Raw genomic sequence first — 9,724 nt, 5'->3', positions numbered from 1 at the left:
GGTGGGAGGGGACAGGCCATGAGGTGGGACGCAATGGGCGAGTCGCCCGGACGGAGCAGCACGGTGGCGCGGGACGGTGGCGCGAACGCAACGACGGCTCGCGGTGGGCGGGGCTCCGTCCTCGCGGTGGTGGCGGAGAAGCCGGCCGTGGCGCGCGACATCGCCCGGGTGCTGGGCGCCACCGAGCGCGGCGAAGGCTGCCTGCGCGGCAATGGCTACATCGTGACGTGGGCCCTGGGCCACCTGGTGGGCTTGGCCCAGCCGCATGAAATCAAGCCCGAGTGGAAGCGCTGGCACCGCTCGCACCTGCCCATGCTGCCGCAGGACTGGCCGCTGGTCGTGTCGCCGCAGACGAAGGATCAATTCGAGGTGGTCCGCCGCGTGATGAACGCGCCGGAGGTGTCCGCGGTCGTGTGCGCCACCGACGCGGGCCGCGAGGGCGAGCTCATCTTCCGCTACATCTACGATGCCGCCGGGTGCCGCAAGCCGGTGCGGCGGCTGTGGGTGTCGTCGCTCACCGAGCGCGCCATCCTGGAGGGCTTCCAGAAGCTGAAGGACGGCCGGGCCTACGCGCCGCTGGCCGATGCCGCCATGGGCCGCAGCCGCGCGGACTGGCTCGTCGGCATGAACCTGTCGCGCCTCTACACGCTCGCGAGCGGGACCTTCGGCAGCATGCTGTCCGTGGGCCGCGTGCAGACGCCCACGCTGGCCATGGTGGTGGAGCGCGAACTGGCGATCCGAGACTTCGTGCCCCGGGACTACCTGGAGCTGGTGGCCACCTTCGCCCCTCGCGGCAAGGGCGCGGCGGCGGGGACTCGCTACCAGGGCACGTGGTTCCGCTCGGGGCCGGACGGCAAGCCCGTGATTCCCCCGGGCTTCGACAGCGTGCGCGAGGCCCGGCGCCTGGACGTGGACGGCGTGGAGGCGGGCCGCATCATCGACCGGGTGAGGGGCGGGCTCGCGGCGGTGGAGTCGCTGGACGCGGAGACGAAGCGGATGCCGCCGCCGCTGCTCTACGACCTGACGGAGCTGCAGCGTCACGCCAACCGCCTCTTCGGCTTCAGCGCGCAGCGCACGCTGGAGGTGGCGCAGGTGCTCTATGAGAAGCACAAGCTGCTGAGCTATCCGCGCACCGCCAGCCGGCACCTGTCGGAGTCGGTGGCGGACACGCTGCCGGAGGTGGTGCGCGCCATCCAGGCGCCCTACGCGGAGGACCTGGCGCCGGGCACGGGTGAGCGGCCCCTGGGCAAGCGCTACGTGGACGACGCGAAGGTGACGGACCACCACGCCATCATCCCCACGCCCACGTCGCCTGCCGGTGTGCGGCTGTCGCCGGACGAGCAGCGCCTCTACGACCTCGTGTGCCGGCGGGTGCTCCAGGCCTGGCACGAGGACCACGTCTGGAAGGTGACCACGGTCATCACGGCGGTGACGTCGAAGGGGGACACCAGCGCCGTGGTGGACCGCTTCCACAGCGCCGGCACGCAGGTGGAGCGCGTGGGGTGGAAGGTGTTGGACCTGGGCGGCGGGCAGAAGGCGCCGCGTCCCCGCACGGAGGGCAAGAAGGGCGAGGACAAGGACGACGAGCCGGATGACGAGCCCCAGGACCTGCCGCCGGGGCTCCTGCGCGGACAGGCGCAGACGGTGGAAGACGTGGAGGCGGTGAAGAAGCGCACGCGTCCGCCGCCGCGCTTCACGGACGCGACGCTCCTGACGGCGATGGAGTCGGCCGGGCGCACCCTGGACGAGAAGGAACTGGCGGACGCCATGCGCGAGACGGGGCTGGGCACGCCCGCCACGCGCGCATCCATCATCGAAGTGCTGCTGGAGCGCGAGTACCTCATCCGCCAGGGCAAGCGGCTGGAGGCCACGGACAAGGGCATCCACCTCATCCAGGTGGTGCATCCGGACGTGAAGTCCCCGGTCATGACGGGCCAGTGGGAAGCGTGGCTCCAGCGCATCGAGCGCGGGCAGGGCGAGCTGGACTCGTTCCTGAGCGGCATCGAGGCGTACGTGCGTGAGGTCGTGGGGCAGGCGCCGTCGTCGCTGCCTCCAACTCCGGTGCATGCGGGCGGGGCTCGGGCCTTGTCGTCCGGTGGGGGGAGTGCCTCGGGTGGAGCCACGCAGGACTTCTCCCGTGCGTCCGATGCCGGGCGCTTGGGCGGTGCTGCGTCCCACCAGGGCGGAGCCGTGCCCGCCAACGGGGGCGGCGGCGGTATGGCGTCCCATGGGGGCGGATTGGCTCCCGCGAACGGGCGCTCCGGGGGAGCGCTGACTCACGCAGGCGGACAGGCGCCCGCGAACGGGCGCTTCGAGGCCGCCCGACAGCATCCCGCGCAGGGCGCCGTCGAGGATCTCTTCCGTGCACGTGAGGCCGCGTCCGCCGTCGTTGCGGCCTCCGCGCGCGATGCCCTCGAAGCCCGCGCCGGCGCCGCGCGGGAGGGGGCGGGTTCCCTGCGCGATGCCGCTTCGGGCTCCGCTGCATCACGCGAGGCCGTGGGTCCGGGTGTCCACGTGTCGCGCGACGCTGCTGCTTCAGGTTCCCACCTGTCGCGCGATGCCGCGCCCCCGGGTTCGCACCTGTCGCGCAATGCCATCTCCTCGGGCGCGGGCCTTTCGCACGGTGCTTCCAGCGGCGCGCTCCAGGACCCGCGGGGCGCATCGCTCCGGGGGCAGGAAGCCCCTCCGCTGATTCCCTCCGCGGAGGTGCGGACCGCGTTCGTGCAGGCGTCCGCCGAGGGCTTCGGCCGTGCCCGCCGGCAGCCCCAGGGCGTGAACATGGGGAGCGGCCGGCCGGAGCGGGTGCCTCGCGCGCCCACGCCGCCGAACCAGCTTCGGGGCCTGTTGAAGGAGGCATTCGGCTTCTCAGACTTCCGGCCGTACCAGGAAGAAGTCTGCCGCGCGGCCACGTCCGGCGAGGACCTGCTGCTGGTGATGCCCACGGGCGCGGGCAAGTCGCTGTGCTACCAACTGCCCGGCCTGGCCCGGGCCGGGACGACGCTCGTCGTCAGTCCCCTCATCGCGCTGATGGAGGACCAGGTGCTGCGGCTCCAGTCGCTCGGGTTCGCTGCGGACCGCATCCACTCCGGCCGCGACCGGGCCGCCTCCCGGCAGGTGTGCGCCGAGTACCTGGAAGGTCGCCTGGACTTCCTCTTCATCGCACCCGAACGCCTGGGCGTCCCCGGCTTCGGCGAGTTCCTGGCCCGGCGCACGCCCTCGCTCATCGCCATCGACGAGGCGCACTGCATCTCGCAGTGGGGGCATGACTTCCGTCCGGACTATCGGCTCCTGGGCTCGCGCCTGCCGCTCTTGCGCCCGGCCCCCGTGGTGGCCCTCACCGCCACCGCGACGCCGGACGTGCAGCGCGACATCGTCCAGCAACTGGGGCTGCGCGGCTCCACGGGCGGCGCGGCGCATACCTTCATTCACGGCTTCCGCCGCACCAACATCGCCATCGAGGTGCGGGAGCTGAACCCGGGGGCTCGCGGCGAGGCCATCCTGACGCTCCTGCGAAACCCGGAGCACCGGCCCGCCATCGTCTACGCGTCCACGCGCAAGCACGCGGAGCAGTACGCGGAGCTGCTCTCCTCGGACTTCCACACCGCGCCGTACCACGCGGGCCTCCCGCCCGCGGACCGCGACCGCATCCAGGCGGCCTTCCTCAAGGGCCACCTGGAGGTCATCGTCGCCACGACGGCGTTCGGCATGGGCATCGACAAGGCGGACGTGCGCACCGTCATCCACGCGGCGCTGCCGGCCAGCCTGGAGGGCTACTACCAGGAGCTGGGCCGCGCGGGCCGCGACGGGAAGGACTCGCGCGCCGTGCTGCTGCACGCGTTCGTGGACCGGCGCACGCACGAGTTCTTCCACCGCCGCGACTACCCGGATCCCGCCGTGCTGGAGCGGCTGTACCAGGCCACGTCCAACGAGCTGGAGCCCAAGGGCTCCCTCCAGGCCCGCGTGCGAGGGGACCCGGAGGTGTTCGACAAGGCGCTCGAACAACTGTGGATCCACGGCGGCGTGGAGATGACGCCGGACGAGGACGTGCGGCGCGGGCGCGCGGGCTGGGCGGTGCAGTACATCGCGCAGCGCGAGCGCAAGCAGCTCCACCTGGAGCAGATGGGCCGCTACGCGGAGGCGCACGGCTGCCGCATGCGACACCTCGTCGCGCACTTCGGCGACCTGCAGGACTCCGGCGCGGCGTGTGGCCTGTGCGACGTGTGCGCTCCGGAGACCTGCGAGGTGGTGCGCTTCGAGGAGCCCTCCGCGGTGGAGGCGCACGCGCTGGGCCGCATCCTGGAGGCCCTGCACGCGCGCGACGGACAGGCCACCGGGCGGCTCCACCGCGAGCTGTTCGGTGACGCGCTCCACCGGCGCGACTTCGAACGGCTCGTGGGTGGACTTGCCCGCTCCGGGCTGGTGCGCCTGGACTCGGACTCCTTCGACAAGGACGGGCAGGTCATCCTGTTCCAGCGGCTGTCGCTGACGGACACGGGCCGCCGCGCACGCGTCATCGCGCCCGGCCAGGTGGTGCTCCCCCAGGCGCGCGAGGAATCCCCCAAGAAGCGCCGTGGCCGCGCTGCCCCCGCGGCGTCGAAGCGGGCCCCTCGCAAGCGCGCGAGCACCGAGCCCTCCAAGGGACGCGGCAAGCGCGCCGCCACCACGGGCACCCGGCGCGGCGCCGGCAGCCGCGCCGAACCGTGGCAGTCCCCGCGCGTGGACCGGACCGACGCGGACTTCTCCCAGGAGTCCTTCGCCCCGGACGCGCCCGCCCCGGGCCGGAGCTGGAAGGCACGCACCCCGGCGGATCCCGCCCCGGGCCCCCGGGCTTCGTGGAACGCGTCGCGCCAGACGCCTGACGCCGGCCACGCGGCCCCGGAGGCCGCTCCCGCCCTGGTGGAGTCCCTCAAGGCCTGGCGGCTCACGGAGGCGCGCAAGCGCAAGGTGCCCGCCTTCCGCATCCTCACCGACCGCGTGCTGGACGCCATCGCCAGCGCCCGGCCCTCCAGCGGCGCGGAGCTGCTGTCCATCCACGGCGTGGGGCCCGCGCTCACCGAGCGCTACGGCGCGCAGATCCTCTCGCTCGTGTCGCGCCGTCGGTAGAGCGTCCGCCGCAGGACAGCCTCGCGCTGGGCGCCCTTTACGGCCTGCGTGTGTCGGTCCGCCGCACCGCGCACGCGAACCCGCGCCACGGCGTGGGCAGGGGAGGGATTCGAAAGGGCGCGGATCCGCCCGGGTGCCCCACGCGAACCGGCCGACAAGGGAAAGCCTTTTCCTGGGCTGTCGGGGCGGACAGCGACCAGCCGGGCGTGAAGGTTGTTTCCCAACCTTGTGAGCGTGGGGCCGGGTGCCACCTTCTCACCCAACACGCGCATGGGCGACGTGGGGGTTCAAGGGGGCGCGCAACGATGGAGCTGGGCTTCGAGACGATTGGGAACGCCACACTCATCTGTCACGACAACGGGCCGGTGTTGGTGACCGACCCCTGGACGGACGGCACGGCGTACTTCGGCAGCTGGACGCTGTCGCATGAGATTCCGGAAGAGCAGCGCCAGTCCATCCGCGACTGCGCCTACGTGTGGCTCTCCCACGGCCACCCCGACCACCTGAGCATGGAGTCGCTGGAGAAGCTGCGCGAGCGCACCCTGCTGGTGCCCAACCACGTGGGCCACCGCATCCGGGACGACCTGCGCGAGGCAGGCTTCCGCGTCCAGGTGCTCGCGGACCGCGAGTGGACGCGGCTGTCCCCGCGCATCCGCGTGCTCTGCCTGCCGGACGTGAACCAGGACGCGGTGCTGCTGGTGGAGGTGGGCGGCCGGCTCATCGTCAACCTCAACGACGCCGGGGACCGGGGCCAGGGCCACTTCGTGCGCCGGGTCATCAAGGAATACGACGAGACCTTCCTCCTGGCCCTGTCCGGCTACGGCGACGCGGACATGATGAACTTCTTCACCGAGGACGGGAACCGCATCCTCCCGTACGCGGCGGCGAAGACGCCCGTGGGACAGACCATCGCGCGGCAGGCGGAGACGTACGGGGTGCGCTACTTCGTCCCCTTCAGCTCCATGCACAAGTACCAGCGCGCCGACAGCCTCTGGGCCGCCGAGTACACCACCACGCTTCCCGACTACGCCCGGGGCTTCAACTCCACCACCTGCCAGATGCTCCCGGCCTTCCTGCGCCACGACTTCACCAACGACGCCTCCGTCTCCATCAACCCCCGGGAGCGCACCCTCACGCCGGTGGATCCGAAGGAGTACGGCGACGACTGGAGCGAGTGCCTGGAGGCGGACGAGGTGAAGCAGTTGGAGCAGTACTTCCGCGCCGTCGAACACCTGGGCACGGTGATGGACTTCCTGCGCTTCCGCGTGGGCGGCAGGGAGCACGTCATCGAGTTCAACAAGCGCCGCTTCGACAAGGGCATCACCTTCGACGCGCCCCGTGGCTCGCTGATGACCGCCGTGAAGTACCAGGTGTTCGACGACCTGCTCATCGGCAACTTCATGAAGACCACCGTCCACGGCGGCTTCGGCAAGGGCAGCCTCTATCCGGACTTCAGCCCCTACGTGGCCAAGTACGCGGACAACGGCAAGGCCCGCACCGCCGCGCAGCTGCGCGACTACTTCAACGAATACCGGAGCCGCGACATGGTGGGCTACCTGCGCCACCAGCTGGACGCCCACTGCGTGCGCCCCATCCAGATTCAGTCCGCGGAGCTGCTGCGCACCCTGCTGCCCGCCGACTCCAGCGCCTTCCGCATGGCCAAGGAGACCTACTGGAAGGTGCGCCGCGCCATCCTCTAGGAAGTCCTGTAAATCCGGCTGAGGGGCTGACCGGAACCAGGACATCCCCCTGTCTCTTTCTCAGGCAGCGGGAGAGGTGCGGGGAAAGCCCTGTCTTTCAGCGGGGTTGGTGACAGGTCTGTCACGAAGGGTGACAACGGAAGCGCGGGAGCCTGGAGCGCGGTCACTCCAGCTATCCCGCGTTTTCGGATTTCTTCCCCCGGAGGGCGGGGTCGGTGGGGTTGGCCCGACAGTTGCTCATTGGCCCGGCGCGCGGCTTCCGCAACTGGCGGGAAGGCCAAACGGTGGCGGCGCAATCCCTCGTAGGACCCCAAAAGAGTTCTCAATGCTCAAGTTCCGCTCTGTTGCGATGCTGGCCGGTGTTTCGCTGCTCGGTGCTGCCTGCGGTGGTCCCGAGTCCCAGCAGGAAGCCGAAGTGACGCAGACGTGGGAGGAGTTCCGGGCGAGCGCCGTCCGCGAGCCGTGGGAGGGCGGGAAGATCATCGTCAACGGTGACGAGGCGCTGGAGTCCGAGGAGGAGCTGGCCGCCTACTTCCACAACGTCGTGGAGTCCAAGCTGGGCCAGTCGCAGGACGGCCTCGCCGTGTACTACATCGGCGGCGACATCAAGTGGAGCGCCACCCAGAAGCTGAACCTGACCTACTGCATCAGCAACACCTTCGGCACGACCAACAAGGCGAAGATGGTCACCGCCATGGCGAACGCGACGGCGGCCTGGGAGGCCACCGCGAACGTCAACTTCACCTACCTGTCCCAGTACGACGCGTCCTGCACCGCGTCCCAGGCGGGCGTGCTGTTCGACATCCGCCCGGTGAGCGGCCAGTCCTACGTGGCGCGCGCGTTCTTCCCGAACTCCTCCCGCTCGGGCCGCAACGTCCTCGTGGACAGCAGCGCGTTCGGCAACCTGTCGCCCTGGACGCTCACGGGCATCCTGCGCCACGAGCTGGGCCACACGCTGGGCTTCCGTCACGAGCACACCCGCTCCACCGCGTCCGGCTGCTACGAGGACTCCCAGTGGCGCGCGCTGACCACCACCTACGACCGTTCGTCCGTCATGCACTACCCCCAGTGCAACGGCACCCAGACGGGCGACCTCGTGCTGACCACCCTGGACAAGCAGGGCGCCCGCGCGCTGTATCCGTGAGCGACGTGAAGCGCTGACCTCGCGCGGCGGACGCCGCGTGCACGGGACCGGTGGGAGCCTCCTGGCTCCTGTCGGTCCCGTGGTCGTTTTCCAGCGCCCGCTTCAAGCGCGGACGGAGGGCCCCTCCACGTCGAGCGCGCGCTCGAAGAAGATGAGCAGCTTGCCGCCGCCGCGCTCGGCGATCTCCAGACACTCCAGCGCGGCGCTGTCCGCGTCCAGCTCGGCGCTGATGCGCTCCGGTTCGAGCACGCGGTGGGTGATGACGTCGTCGTCGTGGCCCGCGACGATCTGCACCGCGCCGGAGTCGCTGCCCTTCTGCTCCAGGGAGATCTCCACCAGCGGCAGGCTCCGGGCGATCTCCTGGTCACCGGTATCCAGGCTGATGGACTCCATGGTGATGGACTCCACGCGCACGCGCTCGTTGCGCACCCGCTTGCTGATGTCCGCCAGGTACTTCGCCCACTGCTCCCTGGGAATTTCCTTGGTGGTGTGTGCCATGCGTCCGCCTCCGCGCGAGTGTCGTGTGCCTCAACCGTAAGGCCTGTGACGCGCGGATGAAGGACGGGCCCGACTGACCGTTGCGTCGGGAGCCCCCCGGACCGGGCCCCGCCGTGTCGGCTGCCCCCGACGAAAGGGAGGGGCGCTCAGTCGCGCACGGTGTGCACGGCGTCGTCCTTGAGCACCAGGCGCACCGTGGCGGCGCGGCCGTGGCCGAAGTGCTCGTAGGCGGCGGCTTCCAGCACGGGGGCCAGCGCGGTGCGCAGGCCGCGGGCGCCCGTCTCCCGCTTGAGGGCGCGGGCGACAATCCAGTCGCGCACGGCGGGGTCCACGGAGAGCTGGAGGCCTTCGTGTTCGAACTCGCGCTCCCAGGTGCGCAGCACGTTGTTCTGGAGGATGTCGCCCAGGGTGGCCGCGTCCAGCGGAGCGAAGGACACCAGCCGGTTGAAGCGGCCGATGAGCTCCGGAATGAAGCCGTAGCGGGCGAACGCGGTGGTGTTCTCCAGGTGCTCCTCGGTGATGCGCGTGGCGATGGACTCCGCGTCGCGCGCGCCGCCCTTGCCGGGCTCGCGGCCGAAGCCCACGCGCTCCACGTGGGCCATTGTTTCAGCGGTGCCCCGGAAGCCGCTGAAGGCCCCGCAGGCGATGAAGGTGAGGCAGGACAGCTCCAGCGTTTCGGCGCGGATGCGGCTGGTGAAGCCGAAGTCGGGGGGGAAGGTGGCGTTGGACGCGGAGAGCAGGTGCAGCAGGCTGCGCTGTACGCCGAAGCCGCTGACGTCCTTGGTGGTCTGCTGGCCGGAGAAGCGGCTGTCGGAGCGGCTGGTGGCGAGCTTGTCGAACTCGTCCATGCAGATGACGCCGCAGGCGGCCCACTCTGCGTCGCGGTCCGCGGCCTCGTAGAGGCGGGACAGCAGGCTGTTGACGTCGTCGCCGATGTAGCCCGTTTCGGAGAACTGGGTCGCGTCCGCGAGCACGGTGGGCACGCCCAGGATTTCGCGGAACATCAGCTCCACGAGGAACGTCTTGCCGGAGCCGGTGGGGCCCAGGAAGAGGGCGTTCTCGCGGGTGCCGGGCTCCGGCTCCAGGCCCTCCAGGTACAGGCGGCGGATGCGGCGCAGGTGGCGGTAGGCGAGCACGGCGGCGGCGCGGCGGGCCTCGGCCTGGCCCCGGTAGCCCAGGTCCCCCAGGCGCGCGTCGATGTCCTGGGGCGACAAAATCTCCAGCGCGGCCACGCGCTCCTGGATGGGCGGGCCTTCGGGGAAGGAGGAGGGTTCGGCGC

General features: G+C 71.1%; 5 protein-coding genes. 3 read left to right on the top strand and 2 right to left on the bottom strand.

All coding sequences use genetic code 11. From position 1 onward, the window contains the following. Positions 1-18: 18 nt before the first annotated feature. From D7X74_RS34610 to D7X74_RS34600, 3 genes are all read left to right on the top strand, one after another. Positions 19-5,103, top strand: a complete 5,085-nt coding sequence (locus tag D7X74_RS34610; RefSeq protein ID WP_233602388.1) for a DNA topoisomerase 3 — start codon at positions 19-21, stop codon at positions 5,101-5,103. A 305-nt stretch (positions 5,104-5,408) separates the two neighbouring features. Beyond that, on the top strand, positions 5,409-6,803 hold the full coding sequence (locus tag D7X74_RS34605) for an MBL fold metallo-hydrolase (protein WP_120537267.1): 1,395 nt from the start codon (positions 5,409-5,411) through the stop codon (positions 6,801-6,803). A 325-nt stretch (positions 6,804-7,128) separates the two neighbouring features. Further along, positions 7,129-7,947, top strand: a complete 819-nt coding sequence (locus tag D7X74_RS34600; protein ID WP_120537266.1) for a M57 family metalloprotease — start codon at positions 7,129-7,131, stop codon at positions 7,945-7,947. Positions 7,948-8,049: 102 nt separating this feature from the next. Here the strand turns inward: D7X74_RS34600 and D7X74_RS34595 are convergent, their stop codons facing one another. Next, the gene (locus D7X74_RS34595; protein WP_120537265.1) at positions 8,050-8,445 is read right to left on the bottom strand and encodes a DUF5335 family protein; all 396 of its coding nucleotides are present in this window, start codon (positions 8,443-8,445) and stop codon (positions 8,050-8,052) included. A gap of 146 nt (positions 8,446-8,591) precedes the next feature. Next, complete coding sequence (locus D7X74_RS34590; protein ID WP_233595942.1) at positions 8,592-9,689, bottom strand: AAA family ATPase; 1,098 nt, start codon at positions 9,687-9,689, stop codon at positions 8,592-8,594. Positions 9,690-9,724: the final 35 nt, after the last annotated feature.

Origin of the sequence: Corallococcus sp. CA047B, assembly GCF_003612065.1 — a bacterium.
GTDB classification, from domain to species: domain Bacteria; phylum Myxococcota; class Myxococcia; order Myxococcales; family Myxococcaceae; genus Corallococcus; species Corallococcus praedator.
Note: the sequence above shows the minus strand (reverse complement) of the source record. Positions and strands in the feature narration are given on the sequence as shown.

Bases quoted from the DNA above. Each gene is read 5' to 3' on its own strand.
- D7X74_RS34605 (WP_120537267.1), top strand. From the start codon at position 5,409: ATGGAGCTGGGCTTCGAGACGATTGGGAACGCCACACTCATCTGTCAC.
- D7X74_RS34595 (WP_120537265.1), bottom strand. From the start codon at position 8,445: ATGGCACACACCACCAAGGAAATTCCCAGGGAGCAGTGGGCGAAGTAC.
- D7X74_RS34610 (WP_233602388.1), top strand. From the start codon at position 19: ATGAGGTGGGACGCAATGGGCGAGTCGCCCGGACGGAGCAGCACGGTG.
- D7X74_RS34600 (WP_120537266.1), top strand. From the start codon at position 7,129: ATGCTCAAGTTCCGCTCTGTTGCGATGCTGGCCGGTGTTTCGCTGCTC.